23 protein-coding genes and 1 tRNA gene are annotated in these 22,689 nt (G+C 71.3%); 14 read left to right on the forward strand and 10 right to left on the reverse strand.

Annotated features, from left to right (window positions below; genetic code table 11):
• Positions 1–41: 41 nt before the first annotated feature.
• Complete coding sequence (locus ACQPZF_RS00335; RefSeq protein ID WP_433267020.1) at positions 42–2,546, reverse strand: glycosyltransferase; 2,505 nt, start codon at positions 2,544–2,546, stop codon at positions 42–44.
• Positions 2,539–3,672, reverse strand: a complete 1,134-nt coding sequence (locus ACQPZF_RS00340; RefSeq protein WP_433267022.1) for a hypothetical protein — start codon at positions 3,670–3,672, stop codon at positions 2,539–2,541. Before ACQPZF_RS00340 ends, ACQPZF_RS00335 begins: the two co-directional genes overlap by 8 nt.
• Before the next feature lie 245 nt (positions 3,673–3,917).
• Here ACQPZF_RS00340 and ACQPZF_RS00345 point away from each other — a divergent pair, with 245 nt between their 5' ends.
• From ACQPZF_RS00345 to ACQPZF_RS00355, 3 genes are all read left to right on the forward strand, one after another.
• On the forward strand, positions 3,918–5,660 hold the full coding sequence (locus ACQPZF_RS00345) for a hypothetical protein (RefSeq protein ID WP_433267024.1): 1,743 nt from the start codon (positions 3,918–3,920) through the stop codon (positions 5,658–5,660).
• Between the two features lie 161 nt (positions 5,661–5,821).
• A complete protein-coding gene (locus ACQPZF_RS00350; protein ID WP_433267026.1) occupies positions 5,822–6,016 on the forward strand; it encodes a hypothetical protein in 195 nt (64 codons plus the stop codon).
• Positions 6,017–6,582: 566 nt separating this feature from the next.
• On the forward strand, positions 6,583–6,825 hold the full coding sequence (locus tag ACQPZF_RS00355; RefSeq protein WP_433267028.1) for a hypothetical protein: 243 nt from the start codon (positions 6,583–6,585) through the stop codon (positions 6,823–6,825).
• A 39-nt stretch (positions 6,826–6,864) separates the two neighbouring features.
• On the opposite strand, the gene ACQPZF_RS00360 is transcribed toward ACQPZF_RS00355, so the two are convergent.
• The 4 genes from ACQPZF_RS00360 to ACQPZF_RS00375 form a co-directional block, all read right to left on the reverse strand.
• Positions 6,865–7,272, reverse strand: a complete 408-nt coding sequence (locus ACQPZF_RS00360) for a hypothetical protein (protein WP_433267029.1) — start codon at positions 7,270–7,272, stop codon at positions 6,865–6,867.
• Positions 7,273–7,388: 116 nt separating this feature from the next.
• On the reverse strand, positions 7,389–7,820 hold the full coding sequence (locus tag ACQPZF_RS00365) for an OsmC family protein (protein ID WP_433274980.1): 432 nt from the start codon (positions 7,818–7,820) through the stop codon (positions 7,389–7,391).
• Positions 7,821–7,895: 75 nt separating this feature from the next.
• Positions 7,896–7,968: transfer RNA gene (locus ACQPZF_RS00370), tRNA-Gly, on the reverse strand.
• 27 nt (positions 7,969–7,995) lie between these two features.
• Complete coding sequence (locus tag ACQPZF_RS00375; protein ID WP_433267031.1) at positions 7,996–8,475, reverse strand: DUF7674 family protein; 480 nt, start codon at positions 8,473–8,475, stop codon at positions 7,996–7,998.
• 168 nt (positions 8,476–8,643) lie between these two features.
• On the opposite strand from ACQPZF_RS00375, the gene ACQPZF_RS00380 reads away from it, so the two are divergent.
• The 3 genes from ACQPZF_RS00380 to ACQPZF_RS00390 all read left to right on the forward strand — a co-directional run bounded on the left by ACQPZF_RS00380 (position 8,644) and on the right by ACQPZF_RS00390 (position 11,417).
• Positions 8,644–9,951: a sigma-70 family RNA polymerase sigma factor gene (locus ACQPZF_RS00380; RefSeq protein ID WP_433267033.1), complete on the forward strand. Its 1,308-nt coding sequence runs from the start codon at positions 8,644–8,646 to the stop codon at positions 9,949–9,951.
• Positions 9,952–10,049: 98 nt separating this feature from the next.
• A complete protein-coding gene (locus ACQPZF_RS00385) occupies positions 10,050–10,484 on the forward strand; it encodes a DUF983 domain-containing protein (RefSeq protein WP_433267035.1) in 435 nt (144 codons plus the stop codon).
• A gap of 69 nt (positions 10,485–10,553) precedes the next feature.
• A complete protein-coding gene (locus ACQPZF_RS00390; RefSeq protein WP_433267037.1) occupies positions 10,554–11,417 on the forward strand; it encodes a DNA-formamidopyrimidine glycosylase family protein in 864 nt (287 codons plus the stop codon).
• Positions 11,418–11,429: 12 nt separating this feature from the next.
• Here the strand turns inward: ACQPZF_RS00390 and ACQPZF_RS00395 are convergent, their stop codons facing one another.
• The 3 genes from ACQPZF_RS00395 to ACQPZF_RS00405 are packed head-to-tail and all read right to left on the reverse strand — an operon-like array spanning position 11,430 to position 14,138.
• The gene (locus ACQPZF_RS00395; protein WP_433267039.1) at positions 11,430–12,032 is read right to left on the reverse strand and encodes a LutC/YkgG family protein; all 603 of its coding nucleotides are present in this window, start codon (positions 12,030–12,032) and stop codon (positions 11,430–11,432) included.
• A complete protein-coding gene (locus tag ACQPZF_RS00400; RefSeq protein WP_433267041.1) occupies positions 12,025–13,440 on the reverse strand; it encodes a LutB/LldF family L-lactate oxidation iron-sulfur protein in 1,416 nt (471 codons plus the stop codon). Before ACQPZF_RS00400 ends, ACQPZF_RS00395 begins: the two co-directional genes overlap by 8 nt.
• Positions 13,419–14,138 (reverse strand): (Fe-S)-binding protein, encoded by a 720-nt coding sequence (locus tag ACQPZF_RS00405; RefSeq protein ID WP_433267043.1) that lies wholly within the window; start codon positions 14,136–14,138, stop codon positions 13,419–13,421. The genes ACQPZF_RS00400 and ACQPZF_RS00405 overlap by 22 nt, the downstream gene beginning before the upstream one ends.
• An 85-nt stretch (positions 14,139–14,223) precedes the next feature.
• On the opposite strand from ACQPZF_RS00405, the gene ACQPZF_RS00410 reads away from it, so the two are divergent.
• On the forward strand, positions 14,224–15,483 hold the full coding sequence (locus ACQPZF_RS00410; protein ID WP_433274982.1) for a sensor histidine kinase: 1,260 nt from the start codon (positions 14,224–14,226) through the stop codon (positions 15,481–15,483).
• Positions 15,484–15,836: 353 nt separating this feature from the next.
• Here ACQPZF_RS00410 and ACQPZF_RS00415 read toward each other — a convergent pair whose 3' ends face one another.
• A complete protein-coding gene (locus tag ACQPZF_RS00415; RefSeq protein ID WP_433267045.1) occupies positions 15,837–16,004 on the reverse strand; it encodes a hypothetical protein in 168 nt (55 codons plus the stop codon).
• A 54-nt stretch (positions 16,005–16,058) separates the two neighbouring features.
• Here ACQPZF_RS00415 and ACQPZF_RS00420 point away from each other — a divergent pair, with 54 nt between their 5' ends.
• From ACQPZF_RS00420 to ACQPZF_RS00450, 7 genes are all read left to right on the forward strand, one after another.
• On the forward strand, positions 16,059–16,964 hold the full coding sequence (locus tag ACQPZF_RS00420) for a S49 family peptidase (protein WP_433267047.1): 906 nt from the start codon (positions 16,059–16,061) through the stop codon (positions 16,962–16,964).
• Between the two features lie 64 nt (positions 16,965–17,028).
• Positions 17,029–17,883: a LytR/AlgR family response regulator transcription factor gene (locus ACQPZF_RS00425; protein ID WP_433267049.1), complete on the forward strand. Its 855-nt coding sequence runs from the start codon at positions 17,029–17,031 to the stop codon at positions 17,881–17,883.
• Positions 17,880–18,320 (forward strand): hypothetical protein, encoded by a 441-nt coding sequence (locus ACQPZF_RS00430; protein WP_433267051.1) that lies wholly within the window; start codon positions 17,880–17,882, stop codon positions 18,318–18,320. The genes ACQPZF_RS00425 and ACQPZF_RS00430 overlap by 4 nt, the downstream gene beginning before the upstream one ends.
• On the forward strand, positions 18,317–20,110 hold the full coding sequence (locus ACQPZF_RS00435) for a cation acetate symporter (protein WP_433267053.1): 1,794 nt from the start codon (positions 18,317–18,319) through the stop codon (positions 20,108–20,110). The genes ACQPZF_RS00430 and ACQPZF_RS00435 overlap by 4 nt, the downstream gene beginning before the upstream one ends.
• Before the next feature lie 210 nt (positions 20,111–20,320).
• On the forward strand, positions 20,321–20,677 hold the full coding sequence (locus tag ACQPZF_RS00440) for a DUF485 domain-containing protein (RefSeq protein ID WP_433267055.1): 357 nt from the start codon (positions 20,321–20,323) through the stop codon (positions 20,675–20,677).
• Positions 20,674–22,260 (forward strand): solute symporter family protein, encoded by a 1,587-nt coding sequence (locus ACQPZF_RS00445; protein WP_433267057.1) that lies wholly within the window; start codon positions 20,674–20,676, stop codon positions 22,258–22,260. Before ACQPZF_RS00440 ends, ACQPZF_RS00445 begins: the two co-directional genes overlap by 4 nt.
• An 80-nt stretch (positions 22,261–22,340) precedes the next feature.
• On the forward strand, positions 22,341–22,688 hold the full coding sequence (locus tag ACQPZF_RS00450; RefSeq protein WP_433274984.1) for a rhodanese-like domain-containing protein: 348 nt from the start codon (positions 22,341–22,343) through the stop codon (positions 22,686–22,688).
• Position 22,689 lies beyond the last annotated feature (1 nt).

The raw sequence follows: 22,689 nt of genomic DNA on the forward strand, positions 1-22,689 counted from the left end.
TCATCGCCGGTCCAGTTCGGAGCGGGCCTCGTCGTGAGCGGTCATCGCCGGTCCAGTATGGCTTCCACCCGGCCCAGCGCGTGGCGGATCGGGCCGGCGGCGGGTCCGAGCACCCGACGCGCGGCCCGCACGAGCGGCGGCCGACGCGGCGGCGCCGTGCGGGCGAGCCAGGTGCGGTGGGCGGCGTCGAGCTGGGTCCGCAGCCACCCGGCGGCGGCGTCGAACGACCGCGTGCGCAGCAGGTGGTCCCGGGCCGCGAGCCCCCGGCGGTGGGCTTCGTCCGGGTCGTCGGCGATCTCCCGCAGGGCGCGCGCGGCGGCGTCCAGGTCGGGCTCGGCCCAGCGGGCCGCCGGCTGGTACGGCGGCCAGCCCGGACCGACCTCGGTCATGGTGTGCGGCACGGGCCAGCCGACGGCGGCGGTCACGAACTCGCTCGTGCCGCCGTAGTCCGTGGACACCACCGCGAGGCCCCGCATCATCGCCTCGGCGACGGTCAGCCCGAAGCCCTCGCTGCGGTGCAGCGACACGTAGGCGTGGCTGGTCGCGTACAGCTCGGCCAGCTCGCCCGCGCTCAGGTAGCGCTCGACCAGCGTGACGCGCGGGTCGTCGGCGGTCATCAGCCGCAGCCGCTCGGCCGCACCCGGGTGGAGATGGGCATTTGTCGACTTGATGACCAGCTTGACGTCGGTCCGGCCGGGGAACGCCCGCTGGAACGCCGTCACCACACCCCACGGGTTCTTGCGCCCCGCGGTGCTGTTGAAGTCGAACGCGAACAGGAACCCGGTGGTCTCACCCGGCCGCCGGGGCCGCTCCCGCACCAGACCGCGTTCCACCACGGGGATCGGCACGGTCTTCACCGGCACCGGCGAGTGCGGCTCGACGGCCCGGCGCACGAAGTCGCTGACCGTCCACACCTCGTCCACGAACCCGAAGTGGTGCATGGACGGCGGGAACTCCGCCAGCTCCCACGCCCACAGCCCGATCCGGTACCGGCCGTGGCCCACCTCCGGGTCGGCCTCCAGCAGCGCGCGGGTGAAGTCGCCGTTCACCGTGATCAGGCTGAGCGGGTACGTGGGCCGCCCCACCGAGTCGGGCGCGGCCACCCCGGTGCGCGCGGTGCCGAGGACGGAGTGCTCGTCCACCACCGACACGTGCGGGATGCCGGCGGCCTCCACCACGTTCAGGATGACCCGGCCCATCTCGCCGATCCCCAGCTCGGCGGTGTGGTAGCCGGCGACGTTGACGCCGAACGCCGCGGTCGGCTCCGCGACCTCGCGGGGCGGGGCGGGCAGCGCCCAGGTCGGGACGCCTTCGTGCACGCCGTGCCGGGTGCACCAGTCGCGGAAGCCGGGGTCGAGCGCGTCCAGCGGGCGGGGGAACGCGGCCCGCAGGTCGATCCGGGACTGCCACACGCCGTAGAGCAGCCGGTTCATGCCGGACGCGCGTTGGGCGGGCGTGGCCGGGGAGGTGAGCCAGTCCTTGAACGCACTGCCGTCGCCGTCGAACGCGTGCGGCGGCAGGGCTTTCGGGCGGGCGCCCAGCGGGTCCGGCTCTTTGGCGGCGCGCAACGCCTCTTTGAACACCTCGCGCATCACCGGCGTGATCGGTTCCGCGGTAATCGGTTCCGGGGTGGTCGGCTCGGCGGTGATCGGTTCGCCGGCTCCGAACGTGTCGAACCGCGAGGCGGCGGTCGTCTTCCGGGGGGCCAGGTCGTAGACGGGACGCCACTCGGGGTGTTCGGAGAGCAACACCCGGTCCTGACCCACCGCGGCCAGCCAGGGCTGCCCGGGGTCGTGCCCGGTGAAGTCGATCAGGCGGGCGGCGGCAGGCTCGCGCTCGTGCAGGTTCCAGGCGGCCACGCCGAGGCCCGGATCACGCGCCACCTCGTGCGCGAACAGCGCGGCGGCGTCGGCGGCCCAGCCTCCGGGGGTCTCGGCGAGCAGGTCGGAGCGGGTCCGGTCGGCCCAGAAGTCGAGGAACGCCTTGGCCTCCCGGCCGACCGCGACGAAGTTCTCGGTGAACCCGCCGACGTGCCGCGGTCGCCGGCCGTCGTCGGGCAGGGGGTTGAGCAGCTTCGGGACGAGGGTGAGGCCGTCGCCGAAGTCGGGCAGCGGGGCGAGGACGACGGTGTCCGGCGCGAGGTGGACGACCAGGTCGTGGGTGTCCAGCAGTCGGCGCGCGAGGAGCGGCGCGGCGGCCTGGGCGAGTTCGGCGGACGTGCCGCAGGTCGCCATCCTCAGGTACTCGTCGGCCGGCACCCCGAGATCACGCGCCGCCAACACGGTCACCGCGCCCTGTCCGGGCGCTGCGTCGGGGCGGGCCGCTGCGTTGGGGTCGGCCGCTGCGTTGGGGTCGGCCGCCTCACCCGGGTCGGCCGCCGCGTTGGTGTCGGTCACCGCGTTCGGCGGCAGGTCCCAGGTGTCCGCCACCAGGATCACGAACGAGTGGCCGGGGTGGTGCCGCAAGTAGGAGCGGGCCAGGACGCTCGCCGCGTCCGGCCCGCCACCTGCTACTACCGTGCTGCCCGCGGTCCGCCGGTCAGGCATCCGCGGGGAGTTGTTCGAGCTGGGCGAGGATGATCTCGTCGAAGTTCTTCGAGACCTCCGCCATGTCCTTGCCCGCCACCTGCACGCGGACCACGACGTCCTTCGCCACGTAGTGCGCGCGCACCGCGCCCAGGCTCTCGCCGGCCGGCGCCACCTGGAAGGCGGTCACACCCGTCGGCAGGGTGCCGGTGTACGGCTGCATCGCGTACTTCGCCTGGAGCACGCCCAGCGCGTCGCGAGCGGTCTTGGCCTCGGCCGCGCCGTTCGTCCGCACGGTCAGGATCTGCGTGTACAGCGTGCCGCCCGACACGACCGAGCCGGCGAGCCGGCAGCGCCCGCCGCCCGCCGCCAGGTAGGCCTGGTTCTCCTCCTCGGTGAGCAGCTTGCCGGACACCACGTCGGCGAAGTTCCGCACACCCGACTGGTCCTGCGCGACGCCCGGCAGCTCGGCGACCTCCAGGCCGTCCTTCGGCTTGGTCGTCGTCGTGGTCGGGGCCGTCGACTCGGTCGTCGGGCCACCGGTCTGGGCGGTCTCGCCACCGGGCCGGGAGGCGAAGAACCAGATGCCGCCGCCGATCAGGGCCAGCACCACGACGATGCCGACGATCGCCAGCCACTTCTTGCCGCCGCCGCCACCGCCCTCGTCGAACACCTCGGGGCCCTGCGCGATCCAGCTCGGCGTCTGCTCGCCGACCACGCCGAAGCCCTGGTCGTTGCCCCACGGCGGGGTGTTCACCGGCGCGCCGCCGCCCCAGCCGCCCTGCTGCGGCGGCTGCTGCTGCGGGGGGAGCTGGTTCGGCGGTGGCGCGACCGGCCGCACGTACTGCGTGCGGTCGGCGTCGGCCGGGCGCTGGCCGGTGACCACCTGGGTGGCGTCCGGGTTCGGGTGCGCCGGCGGCTGGCCGGTGTTCACGACCTGCGTGGCGTCCGGGTTCGGCTGTGACGCTTCCCACCGGAACGGCGCGCCGAACGGTCCGTTGCCCGGCTGGGCGGGCTGTTGCTGCTGCGGGCCGGCGCCCGAGGCGGAAGCCAGGAGCTCGTCACGACGCCTGCGGTACTCGTCGGCGCTGATCCGACCCTCCGCCAACGTCCTGTCCAGCTCCGCCAGGTCCTCTTGCCAGGCCATCCGCCCCTCCAAAGTCGTGCGCGGTCGCCATTGTGTCCTATGCGTCCACGCGGCTTCCCGGCATCCGGCACTTGTGATCCGGTCGTTGCCGTCGATGAGCGGACCTCATTGTGCGCGGGGCCGGTCCGGCGGTTCACCCGACCGTGCCGAACGGGCTTCGGTCAGGGCATTAGCGCTGGTCGGGAACGGGTATCGTGCCGCACCGCAGCGTCGGCCGTCCGGCGCCATCCGGCCCGGAGGGAATGTTGATCACCGAATCAGTCGCCGAGAGCCCGGCCGTGCCCGCACGGCGGGGCCTCGGCTTCCGCACGCGGTGGATCAGCCGGGAGGCCACCCTGGTCGTCTTCTTCGGGTTCGCGCTCTCCGTGGTGTTCAACCTGCCGTTGCTCCGCAACCCCAAGTCGGTGGTCGCCGGCGACCTCGGCGACCCGCTGCTGCAGACGTGGGAACTCGCGTGGCACCGCCGCTTCCTCACCGAGGGCGGCGATTTCTGGACGACGAACATGTTCTTCCCGTCGGAGGACAATTTCGCGTTCTCCGACTCCCTGCTCGGCTACTTCCCGCTGGCGTTGTTCGGCGACGGCCAGTACGCGGCGGTGCTGCGGTACAACGTCGCTTTCGTCATCGCGTTCACGCTGGCGTTCGCCGGGGCCTATTTCCTGGCGCGCCAGCTCGGCGGCAACTGGCAGGCGGCGGCGCTGGCGGGCGCGGTGTTCGCGTGGGCGCCGTGGCGGCTGCCGCACAGCAGCCACCTGAACATCCTGTCGTCCGGCGGGATCGCGCTGGCGCTGTACGCGCTGGCGCGTGGCCACGGGTACTCGTTCCGGTCCGGTGCGCGGCCCGAACCGGCCCGGCCCGGCTGGGTGGTGGCGGGGTGGCTGTTCGCGGCGTGGCAGATCACCATCGGATTCGCGACCGGCATCCCGTTCTTCTACCTGATGGCCGGGGTCGGGGTGGTGACGCTGGTCGTCGTGCTGCGGCGGCGGGCGGAATTCGGCCGGCGCGTGGTGATCGCGAACGGCGTCGGCGGGGCGATTTTCGTCGCCGTGACGCTGTTGATGGCGATTCCCTATCTCCAGGTCGTGGAACGCTACGGCTTCACGCGCGCGTGGAAGGAAATCGTCGAGCTGTCCGCGCCGCCGGCCGGGCTGGTCACGGTGTGGGACATGTCGTGGCTGTGGAACGGGTCGATCTTCGACCACGCCGCGAACGTGCCGATGCCCGCGCCGTGGGAGAAGGTGCTGTTCCCCGGGCTGGCGCTGGTCGTACTGGCGGTGCTCGGGCTGTTCGTCAGCGTGTGGTCGAAGCGGCTGCGGACGTGGCTGGCGGTGGCGGCGGTCGTGGTGACCGTGCTGGCGCTGGGCGCGGGCTTCTTCGACGGTGCGGTCACCTACCGGCCGCTGTGGGAGTTCCTGCCGGGCTGGAACTCGATGCGCGCGCCGGGCCGGCTGATCATGTGGACGGTGCTGCTGCTGTCGCTGCTCGCGGTCGGCGCGCTGACGCGGCTGGGGCTGCTGCTGGCGGAGCGCTTCCCGGCCCGCCGGCGGCTGGTCGCGGCGGCACTGCTCGTGCCCGCGGTGTTCGCGCTGCTGGAAGGCCTGCCGGTGCGCGAGTACCCGCAGGTGCCGGGCATCCCGCCGGGGCTGAAGACGGTGTTCGAGCAGGTGCGGGAGCCGATGGTGATCGTGCCGATGGACACGTTCAGCGAGTTCCGGTACCTGCTGTGGTCGACCGAGGGCTGGCCGACGATGGCCAACGGCAACTCCGGCAACTTCCCGCTGCCGTACGTGGAGCTGTTCGAGGTGACCAGGAACTTCCCCAGCTCGCACACCATCGACGTGCTGGACAAGCACGGCATCCGCGCGGTCGTGGTGATGAAGGCCACGGTGGCGGACACCCCGTGGGCCGACATCCTGACCCGGCCGACCGCCGGCTATCCGGTGACCCGGACGGAGTCGGCCGACGTGGTGCTGTTCACCATCAAGTGATCGGCGCGCTTGGATCCGGTGCCATGGCGTGGTCCGGACGTGCCAAGACGTCTACGTCGGCGGTCCATGACCCAGGTTACTGGGAGCTACGATTGAGCACGTAGAGTGGGATAGGGTCTCCGATGCCTGCTGAAGGTGGCACCGTGGTGGGGCGAGGGCGCATGGAGAGGCTGCCCAGCCCGGGGGACCGGGTTCGCGTCCCGTTCGGGTTCCACAAACTCGAAGGCGAAGTGCTGCGCACGTCCGACTTCGGCATCGGCCCCCTGGTGACGGTCGCCGTCGAGGTCGATGGGGCCGATGAGCCGGTTCGGGCGACCTATGAACTCGACGCGGTCGAGGTGGCGTCCGCTGCGTGAAGCGGCAGGGCGAAACCGCTTCCGTTGAACCTGGCGGACCGAAGCCCGATAACCCGATGCCCCGACCCTCGCGGCGACTGCGCGATCGGCGGATGTCCGAGCCCGCGGTCGCCCGGTTCGAGCCGGTCGTCCGGCTGGCTCCACGGACATCCGCCGCCTGATCGCGGTGCGGGGGGCGGCCCCGGTGTGGGGCCGCCTTTCAGCTCCTCTTGGTGAGGATGGTGGGTCCGACGATCCGTCGGGCGATGCGGCGGAGTTTGCTGCGGGGCGTGGTGGGCGCAGGTTCGGCGGGTGCGGTCCGGCCGGGGGGTGCGTCGGCGGTTGGGGCGGTCGCGGTGTCGTCTGCTGGACCGGGTGGTGCGGTGGTCGGTGCCGGTGGTGCGGCTGAAGCCGGCGAGGTGGTGGTTGCGGCAGGCGCGGCGGGTGCTGAGCTTGTGGCAGGTGCGGCAGGTGCGGCAGGTACGGCGGTTGCCGCAGGTGCCGCCGGTGCGGCAGGTGCCGCAGGTGCTGCGGGTGGCGGGCTGGGGCGGCGTTGCGGCAAGGCCGTCCGGGTCGGGGTGGTGGCGGTGGCCAGGACTCCCGACATGGGCGCGGGCTTGGTGGCGGCGCCCGGGGTGATGCCCGGCGTGGTGGTCAGCACCGGCATGGCCGCGGTGGTCAGGATGCCGGTCAAAGCGGCCTGTTTCGTGGTGGTCGAGGCGATCACCGGCGGTGCGACGGGCGGGGTGCGGAGGGTGGGTGCGTCGTTGCTCGGCTGGAACTTGCTCTGCGGGGGCTGGTCAGGCTCCTGGCTGAACGTCACGCGGTGATTTTGCCAAATCACGCTGTGTGCAGGCCCGGCAGGGGAATCAGCAGAAGATCAAACCGCACGGCCGCGTGGTGGTCGTGGTCGTCGTCGTGCGGCTGGTCGTCGTGGTCGGCCTCGTCGTCGTGGTGGTCGGCCTCGGCCTGGTGGTCGTGGTCGTCGTCACCGCTGTCGTCGTCGTGGTCGTGTCCGCGGTGGTGGTCGTGGTCGTCGGCGTCGTCGTGGAAGTCGTCGTGCCCGAGCCCGAAGTCGTCGCCGCCGTCGAAGTGACCGTCGTCGACGTGCGGCCGGGCTGGGCGGCTCCGGTCACCACCACCACGTCCGCGCCGCCCGCCGGCTGGATCGCCTGGGGCGCTTCGGCCATCGTCCCGTGGACGAACAGGGCGGAGAAGACGGCGCCGATCAAGGCGCCCACGGCGAGTCGCGCCGGACCACCCGCTGCGGTGAGCATTGACACTGACTACCGGCCTCACCCGGCAGGGTCAAATCGTTCCGAGGAGTTGGTACCGGCTCGGTACGGATGGTACCGAACCGGTGCCTTTTCTACTCCGCCGCGAGTCCCGCTCCCTACTCCGCCGCGAGTTCCGCGGTGAGGGTGATGGTCGTGCCCGCGAGCGCCTGGCTGACCGGGCAGTTCCGCTTCGCGTTCTCGGCGGCCTCGGCGAAGCCGGCGTCGTCCAGACCGGGCACGGCCGCGCGCACGGTCAGGTGGATGCCGGTGATACCGGTCCCCGGCTGGAACGTGACCTCGGCCGACGTGTCGACCCGCGTCGGCGGGGTGCCCGCCGACGCCAGGCCGTGCGAGAGCGCCATCGAGTAGCACGACGAGTGCGCCGCCGCGATCAGCTCCTCCGGGCTGGTCTTGCCGTTCGCCTCTTCGGCCCGGGACGGCCAGGACACCGCGTACGAGCCGATGCCGGACGACTCCAGCGTCACGGTGCCGCTGCCCTGGAGCAGGTTGCCTTCCCAGTGCGTGGTCGCCTTGCGGGTGGTGGCCATGTGCGAAATCTCCATGTCGACGTGGGATCCCTGACATGCGAAAAGGCCCCGGTGTACACCGAGGCCTTCTCACCGAGCGGATGACGAGACTCGAACTCGCGACCCTCACCTTGGCAAGGTGATGCGCTACCAACTGCGCTACATCCGCCTGACACGCACCACTATAGACGACCGCTCAAACCGCATTCCGATCGGGGGGTGGCGACTCCGCCAACAACCGGTCGACCTCGGACAACCGTTCCGCCGGCCACCGCCACTCCCACAGCGGGCGCACCTTCGCCACCACTTCGGCCGGCAGCCACCGGGCGACCTCGTCGCGCAACTCCCACTCGTCGAACACGTGCTCGTAGAAGCTGACCACCGACGCGTTCGACAGGAACTGCTCCGGCTGCTGGAAGCACCAGTGCGCGAACCCGTAGACCCGGCGCAGCACGTCGCCGTCGCCGTCCCGGTGCGCTTCCGCCGCGAGCTGCCACAGCTCCGACAAGAACACGTGACACGACCAGGATTCGCGCTCGACGACCGCGCTCAACTCGGGAAGAAGGGCGGAAGCCCTTGTGCGCCAATCGCCCACGCGGCAGGACACTACCCGCCGAACGGGCCGGCCCGGCGGGGCCGTCCACCACCTGACGCCTACCCGTAACCACGGCGTCACCGCCTGCTAGCAGCCGGTGGTGCGGTACCCGGAGTGGCGCCGTGCTCCGAACGGCCCACGCCGTCCGTCGGGTCTTCGGTATCGGGTCGCTATCGCTTCGGGGCGCTTCGATCCAGCTATGGCATCTTGACCTCGGACCACAGAGCAGGGCGGGAGGTGCCGGGCGGGATGGCCGGAGATGCCGATTTCGACCGGGAACTGCTCGCCAGGGTCAGGTCCGGCGACGACACCGCGTTCGGTGAACTCTTCTCCCGGCACGCGGACGCCGTCCGGCGGTTCGCCCTCCGCCACGTCCGTGAACACGCCGAGGCCGACGACCTGACCGCCGAGGCGTTCTTCCGCGTCCTCCAGGCGATCCGCCGCGGCACCGGCCCGACCGACCACGTGCGCACCTACCTGCTGACCGTCGCCCGCCGGGTGGCGTGGGAGTGGAGCGGGCGGCGGCGGGACGTGCCGGTGGAGGACGAGGAGCTGTCGCGCCGGGTCGAGCCGTTCCCGGACGTCACCGCCTCGCGCCCCGAACACGCGTTGATCTCGCGGGCGTTCACCAGCCTCCCGGAGCGCTGGCGCACCGTGCTGTGGCAGGTCGAGGTGGAGGGCGAGCGGCCCGCCGCCGTCGCGCCCAGCTTCGGCCTGAGCCCGAACGCGATGGCCGCCCTCGCCCGCCGCGCCCGCGAAGGCCTGCGGGCCGCCTACCTCCAGGCGCACCTGGCGGAGGACGTCGGGCCGCGCGCGTGCAATTCCGTCGTGGCCAAGCTCGGCACCTACACCGCGGGCGGCGTGCAGGGCGCGGAGCACCGGCGCATCCGCAAGCACCTCCAGGCCTGCTCGTCCTGCAACGCCCTGCACGCCGAACTCACCGAGGTCTGCTCGACGCTGCGGGCGCACGCCGCGAGCATCGCCGTGCCGGTGGCCGCCGCCGCCCTGTTCGGGCCGGTGGTGCTGGGCAAGGCCGCGTGGCTCACCGGAAGGGTCAAGCTGGTGCTCGCCGCCACCGCGTCCGCCGCCGCCGTGGGCCTGTTCGGGGTGCTGGCGGGCCAGTTCACCGGTGCGCCGGGGCCCGCGCTGATCCAGCCCGACCCGAACTCGCCGCACGGCAACACCGTGCTGGCGCTGCGCTCCACCGGCGCGACCGTCATCGGCACGGCGACCAGCGAGACGTCGCCGACCGCGCCGCCCGCGCGGCACGGCCACCCCACCAGGACGGAGACCCGCGCGGCCCCGCGGCCCGGCGAGACGGTCGCCCTGACGTCGTCCCCGTCGCCCGCGCCGGACGCGCCGCCCGGCGAGATCACGCCGACCGGCGAGTACCGGCTGTTCCACGACCCCTCCGGCAGCCCGGCCGGCACCACCACGACGACCGCCGAGCCGACCAAGACGGCCCTGCTGACGACCACGACCACACCGCCGATCCACACCGTCACGCCCACCACGGTGACCCTGCACCCGACGCTGTCCGGCATGGCACCCGCCTGATCACCGATCGCCACCGCCGGGTTCACCCACTGGATGCAGGGGTTTGCCGGTAGCGTTGGGGTCACGGGGTGATCACTCGACGTCTTGAGGAGACGGTGATGACGCGGCTGGTGCGCGGCGCGGACGGCCGGATGTGGACGGTGCGCAGCCAGATCGAGTGGCGCAACCCGTCGGCCGACGCCGACTTCGAGCACGACGTGAGCGGCGGCCACGGCCCGGCCGTGCTGATGCTCGCGCTGGTCATCGTGATGGCGGTGATCCTGGTCGCCTGGACGCCCGAGCAGGTCGTGGTGCCCGGCTGGCTGCTCTTCGCCCTCGTCCTGGTGTTCCTGTTCTTCCCGGTCCGGTGGGCGCTGCGGCGGCCGTGGCTGGTGGCGGCCGAGTCGAAGAAGACCGACGAGCTGCCGCCGGAGCGGTGGGTCGGCTCGGTGCGCGGGTTCCTCACCGTGCGCAACGAGGTGTCCAACGTGGCGCGCAAGATCGAGATGTACTCGCTGCCGGACCTGGACGGGCCGTTGCAGCCGGTGGACTGACCGCGTTCCGGACCTGGCTGATCGGCGTTGTCGGTCGACTCTCGGCGTTCCGCGGGTGACACTGGTCGGGTGCCGGAACTACCCGAGGTCGAGGCGCTGGCCGAGCACCTGCGCGAACACGCGGTCGGACGCGTCGTGCACCGGCTCGACGTGGCGTCGTTGCAGGTCCTGAAGACGTTCACCCCGCCGTGGACCGACCTGCAAGGCCGTCCGGTGACGGCCGCGGGCCGGTTCGGCAAGCACCTGGACCTGGACTGCGACGGGCTGCACCTGATCGTGCACCTCGCGCGGGCGGGGTGGCTGCGCTGGTCGGACACGCTGTCCGCCGCGCCGCTCAAACCCGGCAAGGGTCCGCTGGCGCTGCGCGTCCACCTCGGCCCGCCGGGGCAGGGCCCGGGGTTCGACCTGACCGAGGCGGGCACCAAGAAGGGGCTCGCGGCGTGGATCGTGACGGACCCGACGGCCGTGCCGGGGATCGCCCGGCTGGGTCCGGACGCGCTGTCGGTGTCGCGGGCGCGGCTCGGCGAGCTGTTCGCGGGGCGCACGGAGCGGCTGAAGACGGCGCTGACCGACCAGACGCTGATGGCGGGCGTCGGGAACGCGTACTCGGACGAGATCATGCACACCGCCCGGCTGTCGCCCTACGCGACCGCCGGGAAGCTGTCGGACGAGGCCCTGGACCGGCTGCACGAGGCGTTGATCGGCGTGCTGACGGACGCGGTGGCGCGGTCGGTGGGCCAGTCGGCGGCGCGGCTCAAGGGCGAGAAGCGGTCCGGTCTGCGCGTGCACGCCCGCACCGGCCTGCCGTGCCCGGTGTGCGGTGACACGGTGCGCGAGGTGTCGTTCGCGGACAAGGCGTTCCAGTACTGCCCGACCTGCCAGACCGGTGGGAAGCCGCTGGCCGACCGCCGGATGTCCCGGCTGCTCAAGTAGTTCCCCAGGCGGTCACGCGGCTCCCCGGACGATCACGACGACCAGCGTGCGCGGGCCGTGCACGCCCTCCACGCGGTCCAGTTCGATGTCGCTGGTGGCCGACGGGCCGCTGATGAACGTCAGCGGGCGGGTCGGTTCCAGACGGGCCAGGGCTTCCGGCACGGTGCCCGCGATCCGGTCCTCGCGCACCACGCACACGTGGTAGTCCGGCAGGAGGGTCAGCGCGCGCCGGCCCTGGGCCTCCCCGGCGTCCAGCACGATGGTCCCGGTCTGCGCGATCGCCACCGCGCACCCGGTGAGCACGCCGTCCGCCTCGTCCAACCGCTCCAGCGTCAGCGGCGGGTCGTCCCGCAGCCACACCACGCCCGGCACGTCCCACGGCAGGTCGGTCGGCGCGACGATCCGCTTGCCCGCCAACAGGTTCCCGAGCAGCGAGGTGAGGCCGTCCGGTGCGACGACGTGCACCTCGGCCCGGTAGTGCGCGACCCGCTCGGCCAGCAGCTCCACCGACGCGTCACCGGTCCGGCGGTAGTCGCGCGGCACGGGCGGCGTCGGCGGGCGGTCCCGCAGCGCCGAGCGGATGCCGGCGAGGATGTCCGCACGGGCGTCAGCCACGGTTCTTCCTCCACCACTCGCGGAACGACTCGCGGGCGGGCACCGGGGCGTCGCGGGACGACGTCCACGCCGCGCCGGGGCCGGGCAGCCACGAGATCCGGCCGTCCCGGGCCAGGAAACGGGCCAGGGAGCCGATCCTCTGGGCGCTCTCGTAGCGCTTCGGGGAGGCGAAGACCCACGCGGCGGCGGCCATCGCGACCGATTCGGCGGTGCGGCCCTTCGCCGCCACGACTTCCGCGCGCAGGTGCGTGAGGACTTCCGGGATGTCGATCCGCACCGGGCACACCTCGAAGCACGCCCCGCACAGCGACGAGGCGTAGGGCAGGGACGCGGCCTGCTCGTCGTGCGGGTCGCCGACGAGCTGCGGGGTGAGGATCGCGCCGATCGGGCCGGGGTAGACCGAGCCGTAGGACTTGCCGCCGGTGCGCTCGTAGACCGGGCAGACGTTCAGGCAGGCCGAGCAGCGGATGCAGCGGAGCGCCTGCCGGCCGACCGGGTCGGCGAGGGTCCTGGTGCGGCCGTTGTCCAGCAGGACGAGGTGGAACTCCTGCGGGCCGTCGCCCGGCGTGACGCCCGTCCAGACCGACGTGTAGGGGTTCATGCGCTCCGCGGTGGACGAGCGGGGCAGCAGTTGCAGGAAGACCTCCAGGTCCTGCCAGGTGGGCACGACCTTTTCGAGGCCCATCACGGTGATGAGCTTTTTGGGCAGGGTCAGGCACATCCGGCCGTTGCCCTCGGATTCCAGCACCACGACGGAGCCGGTGTCGGCCACGGCGAAGTTCGCGCCGGAGATCGCCACGTCACAGGACAGGAACTTGCGGCGCAGGTGGGCGCGGGCGGCTTCGGCGAGCACCCGGGGCTCGTCGCTCTCGGCGTCCAGGCCCGCCGTGCGGAAGATGTCGCGGATCTCGGCGCGGTTGCGGTGGATCGCGGGCACCAGGATGTGCGACGGGCGGTCGTCGCCGAGCTGCACGATCAGCTCGGCCAGGTCGGTCTCGACGGCGTGGACGCCGGCGGCTTCGAGGGCTTCGTTGAGGCCGATCTCGGCGGTGGCCATGGACTTGACCTTCACGACCTCCCGGGCGTCGCCGACGAGGTCCCGGACGATCGCGTTGGCCTCCGCGGCGTCCCGCGCCCAGTGCACCGTGCCGCCGCGCGCCGTGACCGAGGCTTCGAGCTGTTCGAGGTAGCTGTCGAGGTGGTGCAGCACCCGGTCCTTGATCGCCTCGCCGGCCAGGCGCAGCTCCTCCCAGTCGGGCAGCTCGCCGACGACCTCGGCGCGGCGGCCCCGGATCGTGGTGGTCGCGTTGCGCAGGTTGCGGCGGAGCTGGGTGTCCGCGAGGGCGGCGCGGGCCGCCTCCGGGAAGGTCGGGCTGCCGAGCCACGTCACCGGGTTGCGGGCGCCCAAGGCTCCTCCTCCGTGCTCGCCAGGATTTCCGCCAGGTGCACCGGCCGGACGCCGGCGCGCAGCCGGGACAACCCGCCACCGATGTGCATCAGGCACGAATTGTCGCTCGCGGTGAGGACTTCCGCGCCGGTGTCGAGCACGGAGCGCATCTTGTCGGCGAGCATCGCGGTGGACGTGTCCGCGTTCTTGACGGCGAACGTGCCCCCGAAACCGCAGCACTCGGCGGCTTTCGGCAGCTCGACGAGGTCCAGTCCGCGCACGGCGCGGAGCAGGCGCAACGGCTTCTCGCCGACACCCAACATGCGCAGAGAGTGACAGGTCGGATGGTAAGTCACCCGATGGGGGAAGTATGCACCCACATCGGTGACATCCAGGACGTCCACGAGGAACTCGGACAGCTCGTAAGTGCGAGGCGTGCCGGCCCCGAGCTTCGGGTGGACGTCCCGCACCATGCCCGCGCACGACCCCGAAGGAGTGACCACCGCGTCGTAGCCGTCGAACGTGTGTTGGAACCGTTTCGCCAGGCCCGTGGCGTGGTCGCGGTAGCCGGTGTTGAAGTGCAACTGCCCGCAGCAGGTCTGACCGAGCGGGAAGTCGACGCCGCACCCCAGGCGCTCCAACAGCCGGACGGTCGCGCGCGCCGTGGCCGGGTAGAGCGTGTCCGTCAGGCACGTAGCGAACAACGCGACCTTCTCCACGAGGCCCACTCTGACCGCAAATTCATCGGATGTCTACTCGATCCAGTGGATGCCCCCTTGCCCAATGACCACCGCACGGCACAGCATGGACGCCGTGGGGCACCTCCTGACCCAGCGAGCGGCGCTCGGCGTCATCGCGACCATGGCCGTGCTCGGCCTCTTCGTGATGCTGTGCCGCGCCCGCCGGGTGAGCACGTCGGTCGAGGACGCCGTGATGGACATGCTGCACCGGATGTCCAAGGCATCAGCCGACCTGCGGGAAGGACTCACCCAGGACGCGGCGGACAAGGCCACGCCCCACCTGCGCGAGATGCTGAGGTGCGTCGCGGTGGGCATCACCGACGACGACGGGACACTGCTGTCCTGGGACGGCGGGGCCAACGACCACTACGAGTTCCTGCGCCCGTACATCGAGCGGGCGATCGGCGAGTGCCACAAGGAACACGTCGAACACCGGAAGCTGGACTGCGAACTGCCGAGCCCGTGCTCCCTGCACTCGGCGGTCATCGTCCCGCTGATCGTGGAGTCCGAAGTCGCCGGGACGCTGATCGTGGTCAGCGGCGTCGCGAACAAGCGCCAGATCCGGATGGCCGAGGAGACGGCGCGGTTCGTCTCGACGCAGTTGGAGCTGGAGGTGCTGCAGAAGTCCCGGCAGGCGTTGGCGCAGGCCGAGGTGCGGGCGCTGCGGGCGCAGATCTCGCCGCACTTCGTGTACAACGCGCTGAACACGATCTCGTCCCTGATCCGGACCGATCCGTCGCACGCGCGGGAACTCCTCCAGGAATTCGCGGAGTTCACCCGGTACTCGTTCCGGACGGACGGTTTCTTCACGACCCTGGCCGACGAGCTGACCAACATCCACCGCTACCTGACCATCGAGCAGGCGCGCTACGGACCCCGGTTGAACGTGCGGCTGAAGATCGCGCCCGAAGTGCTCCAGGTCGTGCTGCCGTTCCTGGTGTTGCAGCCGTTGGTGGAGAACGCGGTGCGGCACGGTCTGGCGAAGAAGCCGGGCGGCGGCCTGCTGACGATCATCGCGGAGGACAACGGGGCCGAGGCGCTGATCTCGGTGGAGGACGACGGGGTGGGGATGGACCCGGACAGGCTGTTCGAGGACCTGAAGGACGCCCACCAGACCGGCGCGCACGTGGGCCTGGGCAACATCAACCACCGGATGAGGGCGGTCTTCGGCGACGACTACGCCCTGGTGGTGGAGACGGCGCCGGACGCGGGCATGAAGATCATCCTCAAGGTGCCCAAGTACTCGCCGGGCGTACGCACCAACCTGCCGCTGGTACCCCCTAAACTGGAAGAGACGGCAGAACAACCCGTGGTCCGCGCCTGACCGCTCAAGCCGCCCGGCCCTACGATCGCCCGCCGCGCGCTGATGATCACCCGATCGAGCGATGGGATTCCGGGCACTATCCAGGCGAAAATTTCGTTGCCGTAAACGTAAGGAAGCGGCCCCCACGGCGAAGCACTACCCGGCGGGCAGGGCTCAAGGCGCAGCCATGCCATGTCCAAGGTCGCCACCAGTGGTTCGGGTCGGAGCGGTCCGGATCGAGGCCGCCAGCGGAGTGGGTCCGCCGGTGTGATCTCCAGGTCGGTCGGGATACGCGTCAAAGCGCGCAGTGCCGGCGATGCCAGGGGTAAGGGCGTGCAGAGCCCGAGGCGTGCAGGGCCCGAAGCGCGGGGATGTCAGGCGGCGGCCACGGCCAGGACGGTCACCACCATCACCGCGCAGACGGACCAGATGATCCACATCCAGTAGATGTGCATGGAGGTCGGGCCGTCCGCGTTCTGCCGGCCTCGGTCGTCCCACCACTCGACGTAGCGTTCGAGCCACCGAATCGGGTTGAACGTCACCGCTCGATGTTAGCTCCGCCACCCCTGTCCCGGGGCGCCACGTAAGGTCGACGCATGAGCGTGACGGACAAGATCGCGGCCCGCCTGCCCAAGATCGTCACTGACCGCGCCGAGCGCGGGCCGGTGGTGGCGGCGGTTCGGTTGCATGGCGTGATCACGCCCTCGCCTGCGCCGATGGCTCGCAACACGATCAACATGCAGACCGTCGAGAGTGCCCTGACGCGGGCCTTTGATCACGACCGCCTCGTTGCCGTCGCCCTGCTGGTCAACTCGCCGGGGGGTGCGCCGACGCAGTCCGCGCTGGTCGCCGAGCGGGTTCGGGAGCTTGCCGCCAAGAAGAAGGTGCCGGTGCTCGCCTTCTGCGAGGACCTCGCCGCGTCCGGCGGCTACTGGCTGGCCTGCGCGGCCGACGAGATCTACGCCCACGGCACCTCGCTGGTCGGCTCGATCGGGGTCGTCAGCGCCGGGTTCGGGTTGAACGGGCTGCTGGAGCGCCACGGGGTCGAGCGCCGCGTCTACACCGCCGGCGAGCACAAGGTGCGCCTCGACCCGTTCCGCCCCGAGAAGCCCGAGGACGTCGAGTGGCTCAAGGGTCTCCACACCGACCTGCACGCGCAGTTCGTCGCCTGGGTGAAGGAGCGGCGCGGGTCCAAGCTGCGGGCCGACGACGACGCCTTGTTCTCCGGTGAGGTCTGGACCGGGGCCAGGGCCAGGGAACTCGGCCTGGTCGACGGCATCGGCACGCTCCGGTCCGTGGTCGCCAAGCGCTACCCGGACGCGGACATCGCCATCGCCGAGCCCCGTCGTCCGCTGCTCGCCCGGCTCGGGCTGGCAGGCGGCGCGGGCGCGAGCGCAGGCGTGGGCGCAGGTACGGGCGGTACCACCCGATCGGGCGACTTCCTGGCCGCCGCGCTCGCGACGCTGGAGGAGCGGGCGCGCTGGTCGCGATTCGGCTTGTGACCCCTGGCCTCAGGTCACGGTCGCGTCGACTCCGGGGAGCCCACGTAGACACAGGCCCGCGTAAATGGGCAAGATGCGCGGCACAGTGAGTACCCAGGACAACACCGGCCTCCTCGTTCTGGCGGTGGACGACGAGGCGCCCGGTTTGAGCGAGATCAAGTACCTGCTCGAGAGCAGCCCGCACATTCGGCGCGTGCTCACGGCCTTCGACGCCGCCGAAGCCCTGAGAATCCTCCGAGGGGATTACGACGCCGAGGTGATGGACCGCACCGGCGCGGGGCTGCCGCCGGTGGACGCCGTGTTCGCCGACATCAACATGCCCGGCCTCTCCGGCACCGACCTCGCGCGGGTGCTGGGCGCCTTCCGCGCGCCGCCCGCGCTGGTCTTCGTCACGGGTGTCGAGCACGCCGAGGCCGTGGTGGCGTTCGAGGTCGGCGCGCTGGACTTCGTGACCAAGCCGATCAACGAGGACCGCATCAACAAGGCGATCTCCCGCGTCGTCGAACGGGTGGCCGCCACGCCCGCCGTCGTGCCGGAGCCCGTCCCGCAGGAGCCGACCGACGACGAGGTCATCCCGGTCGAGTTGGGTGGCACCATCAAGCTCGTGCCCCGAGCCACCGTCCGGTACGTCGAAGCGCAGGGCGACTACGCGCGCCTGCACACCAGCGACGGCCAGAGCCACCTCGTGCGCATACCGCTCGCCCAGCTAGAGGAGCGTTGGGGCAACGCCGGTTTCGTGCGCATCCACCGCTCGTTCCTGGTCGCGCTGCCCCTGGTGACCGAGCTGCGGATGACCTCGAACGGCTATGCGGTGGTGATCGGCTCGGGTGACGGCGCGAAGGAGCTGCCGGTGAGCCGGCGGCACACGCGCGAGCTGAAGGAACGGATCGTCCGGCCCCCCAAGAGTAGCTGGGGATGAGCAAGCACTCCGGCCCGCCGGGGCAGCCGGACCAGCCGCAGCCAGGTGAGCGTGATGCCTGGCTGCCGGTGTCGGGGCGCAAGAACCGCCGCCGGCGGGTGGTGCTGGCCGACCCGCGCGGCCGGGGCCGGGTCATGCGCACGATCATCGAGCTGGAGGAGCAGACCAGCGTCGGGGAGAAGCTGATCCGCGACCTGATCAGGCAGCAGCTCAAGACGGCGTTCCTGCTCGGCGGCGGCACGCTCACCCTGCTCGCCCTGCTGCCGCTGGTGTTCTTCCTGGCGCCCGGACTGGCCGAGGTCGAGCTGGCGGGCGTGCGGCTGCCGTGGCTGCTGCTGGGCATCCTGCCGTTCCCGCTGTGCTACGGCGTGGGCTACGCGTACCGAAGACTCGCGGAGAGCCACGAGCACGACTTCGTCAGCTCGGTGGACCGGTGAGCCAGAACCTCTGGAGCCTGGGCCTGGTCGCGGTCGTCGCGGCGATCACGTTCCTGCTGGGCTACGTGGGTTCGCGGCGCGCCAACACGACGCCGGACTTCCTGGTGGCGCGGCGGGCGATCCCGGCGACCCGCAACGCGGCGGCGATCTCCGGCGAGTACCTGTCGGCCGCGTCCTTTCTCGGTGTCGCGGGCCTGGTGCTCAAGGACGGCATCGACGCACTCTGGTATCCGATCGGCTTCACCGCCGGATATCTGGCATTGATGTTGTTCGTGGCCGCGCCGTTGCGCCGGTCGGGCGCGTACACGTTGCCGGACTTCGCCGAGGCACGGCTGGGGTCCACGAACCTGCGCAGGTTCTGCACATTTTTCGTGATATGTATCGGCGTGCTGTACCTGGTGCCGCAGTTGCAATCCGCCGGCCTGACGCTGAACACGATCACCGGCCTGCCCGCGTGGCTGGGCGGCGCGCTGGTGACGGCGATCGTCGTGGTGAACGTGCTGGGCGGCGGGATGCGGGCGATCACGCTGGTCCAGGCGTTCCAGTACTGGGGCAAGCTGTTCGCGATCGCCGCGCCGACGTTCGTGCTGTTCACGGTCTTCCTGGCGAGTCCGGGCAACGGCGCGCCGGCGGTGGACGAGTCGGGCGTGCTGCGGTTCCACAAGGACGCGACGGTGACGATCGTCGACGAGGTGCGGGTCCAGGTCGTGGTGCCGATGGAGCTGTCGGCGTACGGCGAGGTGAACGGCGGGCGCGCGGACGGCGAGGTGTACTGGAGTCCCGGCACGTACACCGTCGGCGAGGGCAGCGAGCTGGTCTTCGAGAAGGGTTCGCCGGTGCCGGTGGTGGAGAACTCGCCGACGGACAACGAGCACTGGCTGAAACCGCAGACCGGTGGGCTGGGCGGCCTGTTCGAGACGTACTCGCTGATCTTCGCGACGTTCCTGGGCACGATGGGCCTGCCGCACGTGCTGGTGCGGTTCTACACGAACCCGGACGGGAAGGCGGCGCGCCGCACGGCGCTGCACGTGCTGTACCTGCTGGGGCTGTTCTACATCTTCCCGACGGTGCTGGGCGTGATCTCCCGCCAGTACCTGCCGTCGCTGCTGGTGAACGGCAAGACGGACGCGGCGGTGCTGCTGCTGCCGGGCACGATGCAGCCGAACCTGCTCGGTCAGGTGCTGGGCGCGATCGTGGCGGCGGGTGCGTTCGCGGCGTTCCTGTCCACGTCGTCGGGGCTGGTGGTGAGCGTCGCCGGGGTGGTGTCGACGGACATCCTGCCGGGGAAGGTGCGGGACTTCCGCTGGGCGACGGTGCTCACCGGCGCGGTGGCGATCGGCTTGGCGCTGCTGCTGCCCCGGTCGGACGCGTCGCTGACGGTCGCCATGTCGTTCGCGCTGGCGGCGTCGACGTTCTGCCCGCTGCTGGTGCTCGGGATCTGGTGGCGCGGGCTGACCTGGATGGGCGCGATCTGCGGGCTGGTGGTGGGCGGCGGGCTGGTGATCGGGTCGCAGGCGGTGACCGTGGTCAGCTTCCACACCGGCGGGTGGGCGCCTTCGGTGTTCTCGCAGCCCGCGCTGGTGACGGTGCCGGCGGCGTTCCTGACCATGGTCATGATCAGCAAGCTGACCAGCCGGCAGCGGCCGGAGGACGTGAACCAGATCCTGCTGCGCTTCCACGCCCCCGACCCGCTCGGGTTCATGCGGGACCGGGACGTGCAGCGGTTCGGCACGGCCGAGGAGAAGGCCCGCCTGGGTGAGCGCCGGGACGCGCCCCGGCCGTGGAGCTAGCACTCCCGACGCGTGGAGCCAGGGCTGTCGCCGCAGGTCTGTTCGTCTCAGCATTCCTACCGCTCATCGCATCACTCGACAGTTGAGCGCAAGTCCACCGTCGGGGTCTTTCAGGCGTGACCCACGTCTCCTTACGGTGCAGCGCGTATCGGAACGCACCAGGAGGGGTCACGTGGCGTTCACACCGTCGACAAGTGCGAGGAGGGGATCGTGAGCACCACCGACAACGCTTCCGAGGGCTCTTCCCCCGCCGGGGCGACCCACGACTGGGTCGAAGTGCAGGCCGCCCCCGATTTCGTGGAACTCCGGCGCAGGCTGCGCACCTTCGTGTTCCCGATGGCCGGCCTGTTCCTGGCCTGGTACCTGCTCTACGTGCTGCTCGCCGACTACGCCCACGGCTTCATGTCGACCAAGGTGATCGGCAACATCAACATCGGCCTCATCCTGGGGCTGCTCCAGTTCGTGTCGACGTTCGTGATCACGACCCTCTACGTGCGGCACGCCAACAAGCACCTCGACCCCCGTGCGGAAGCGATCCGCGAGAAGCTCGAAGGGGGCAAGGCGTGAACAGCAACGCCCTCCTCAACGTCGGCATCTTCGGCATCTTCGTCGTCGCCACCCTGTTCGTGGTGGTGCGCGCGAGCCGGAACACCAAGACCGCCGCCGACTACCTGGCGGCCGGCCGGGCGTTCACCGGGCCGCAGAACGGCATCGCGATCGCGGGCGACTACCTGTCGGCCGCGTCGTTCCTCGGCATCGCGGGCGCGATCGCGGTCAACGGCTACGACGGCTTCCTGTACTCGATCGGCTTCCTGGTCGCCTGGCTGGTGGCGTTGCTGCTGGTCGCCGAGCTGTTGCGGAACACCGGCAAGTACACGATGGGCGACGTGCTGAGCTTCCGGATGCGGCAGCGCCCGGTGCGCGCGGCGGCGGCCACGTCCACCATGGTCGTGTCGTTCTTCTACCTGCTGGCGCAGATGGCGGGCGCGGGCGGCCTGGTGGCGCTGCTACTGGGCATCACCGACGGCCGTGGCCAGGCGGCGGTGATCGCCGTGGTCGGCGCGCTGATGATCGCGTACGTGCTGATCGGCGGCATGAAGGGCACCACCTGGGTGCAGATCATCAAGGCCGTGCTGCTGATCATCGGCGCGGGCGTGATGACGCTGTGGGTGCTCGCCAAGTTCGGCCTCAACATCTCCGGGCTGCTCGGCGCGGCCGTGGACAACGCGCCGAAGGCGGGCGAGAAGCTGCTCGGCCCGGGGCTCCAGTACGGCAAGACCGCCACCACGCAGCTCGACTTCCTGTCGCTCGCGCTGGCCCTGGTGCTCGGCACCGCCGGCCTGCCGCACATCCTGATGCGCTTCTACACCGTGCCCACGGCCAAGGAGGCCCGCCGCTCGGTGGTCTGGGCGATCTGGCTGATCGGCCTGTTCTACCTGTTCACGCTGGTCCTGGGGTACGGCGCGGCGGCGCTGGTCGGCCCGGACCGGATCAACGGGGCGCCCGGCGGTGTGAACTCGGCGGCGCCGCTGCTGGCCGAGGCGCTCGGCGGGCCGCTGCTGCTGGGCCTGATCGCGGCGGTCGCGTTCGCCACGATCCTCGCCGTGGTGGCGGGGCTGACCATCACCGCGTCGGCGTCGTTCGCGCACGACATCTACGCCAACATCATCAAGAAGGGCGCGGCGGACGACAAGGACGCCGAGGTCAAGGTGGCGCGGCGGACCGCGATCGTGATCGGCGTCGTGTCGATCCTCGGCGGCATCGCGGCGAACGGGCAGAACATCGCGTTCCTGGTGGCGCTGGCGTTCGCGGTGGCGGCGTCGGCGAATCTGCCGACCATCCTGTACTCGCTGTTCTGGAAGCGCTTCAACACCGCCGGCGCGCTGTGGAGCATCTACGGCGGCCTGGCCGTGACGATCACGCTGATCGTGCTGTCGCCCGCCGTGTCCGGCAACGCGAAGGCGATGTTCCCGAACGCCGACTTCGACCTGTTCCCGCTGTCCAACCCCGGCATCGTGTCGATCCCGGTGGCGTTCGCCCTCGGCTGGCTGGGCACCGTGCTGTCGAAGGAGCACGACAAGGAGAAGTACGCCGAGATGGAGGTCCGCGCGCTCACCGGCGTGGGCGCGGAGAAGGCCGTCCCGCACTAGCGGCTGATCCGGCTGGGCCGCCTCCCGGTTTCCCGGGGGCGGCCCGGCCTTATCCCCCGCTTACCAGGCCGCATGGCAGCATTGGCCCCGTGACCGTGCCAAGCGTTGAAGTGTCCTCGGTGCCCGCCGAGCTGCCCGCCGGGAAAGTCCTGCTCGACGTGCGCGAAGCCGACGAGTGGGCGGCGGGCCACGCCCCCGGCGCGCTGCACATCCCGATGAGCGAGCTGGCGCAGCGGCTGGGCGAGCTGCCCGGCGACAGCGAGTTCTACGTGGTGTGCCGGGCGGGCGGGCGTTCCGCGCGGGTGACGCAGTACCTCAACGCCAACGGCTGGGACGCGACGAACGTGGACGGCGGCATGCAGGTGTGGGCCGCGGCCGGCCGGCCGCTGGTCGGTGAGATCGACGGCACGGAGCCGGAGGTCATCTGAC

Source organism: Actinosynnema sp. CS-041913 (assembly GCF_050942485.1).
In the GTDB taxonomy this organism is placed as follows: Bacteria; Actinomycetota; Actinomycetes; order Mycobacteriales; family Pseudonocardiaceae; genus Actinosynnema.

Excerpts from the sequence above, each read along its gene's own strand:
- ACQPZF_RS00365 (WP_433274980.1), bottom strand. The coding sequence starts at position 7,820 with ATGGCCACCACCCGCAAGGCGACCACGCACTGGGAAGGCAACCTGCTC.
- ACQPZF_RS00420 (WP_433267047.1), top strand. The coding sequence starts at position 16,059 with ATGAGCGTGACGGACAAGATCGCGGCCCGCCTGCCCAAGATCGTCACT.
- ACQPZF_RS00380 (WP_433267033.1), top strand. The coding sequence starts at position 8,644 with ATGGCCGGAGATGCCGATTTCGACCGGGAACTGCTCGCCAGGGTCAGG.
- ACQPZF_RS00350 (WP_433267026.1), top strand. The coding sequence starts at position 5,822 with ATGGAGAGGCTGCCCAGCCCGGGGGACCGGGTTCGCGTCCCGTTCGGG.
- ACQPZF_RS00425 (WP_433267049.1), top strand. The coding sequence starts at position 17,029 with ATGGGCAAGATGCGCGGCACAGTGAGTACCCAGGACAACACCGGCCTC.
- ACQPZF_RS00335 (WP_433267020.1), bottom strand. The coding sequence starts at position 2,546 with ATGCCTGACCGGCGGACCGCGGGCAGCACGGTAGTAGCAGGTGGCGGG.
- ACQPZF_RS00410 (WP_433274982.1), top strand. The coding sequence starts at position 14,224 with ATGGACGCCGTGGGGCACCTCCTGACCCAGCGAGCGGCGCTCGGCGTC.
- ACQPZF_RS00340 (WP_433267022.1), bottom strand. The coding sequence starts at position 3,672 with ATGGCCTGGCAAGAGGACCTGGCGGAGCTGGACAGGACGTTGGCGGAG.
- ACQPZF_RS00385 (WP_433267035.1), top strand. The coding sequence starts at position 10,050 with ATGACGCGGCTGGTGCGCGGCGCGGACGGCCGGATGTGGACGGTGCGC.
- ACQPZF_RS00430 (WP_433267051.1), top strand. The coding sequence starts at position 17,880 with ATGAGCAAGCACTCCGGCCCGCCGGGGCAGCCGGACCAGCCGCAGCCA.
- ACQPZF_RS00360 (WP_433267029.1), bottom strand. The coding sequence starts at position 7,272 with ATGCTCACCGCAGCGGGTGGTCCGGCGCGACTCGCCGTGGGCGCCTTG.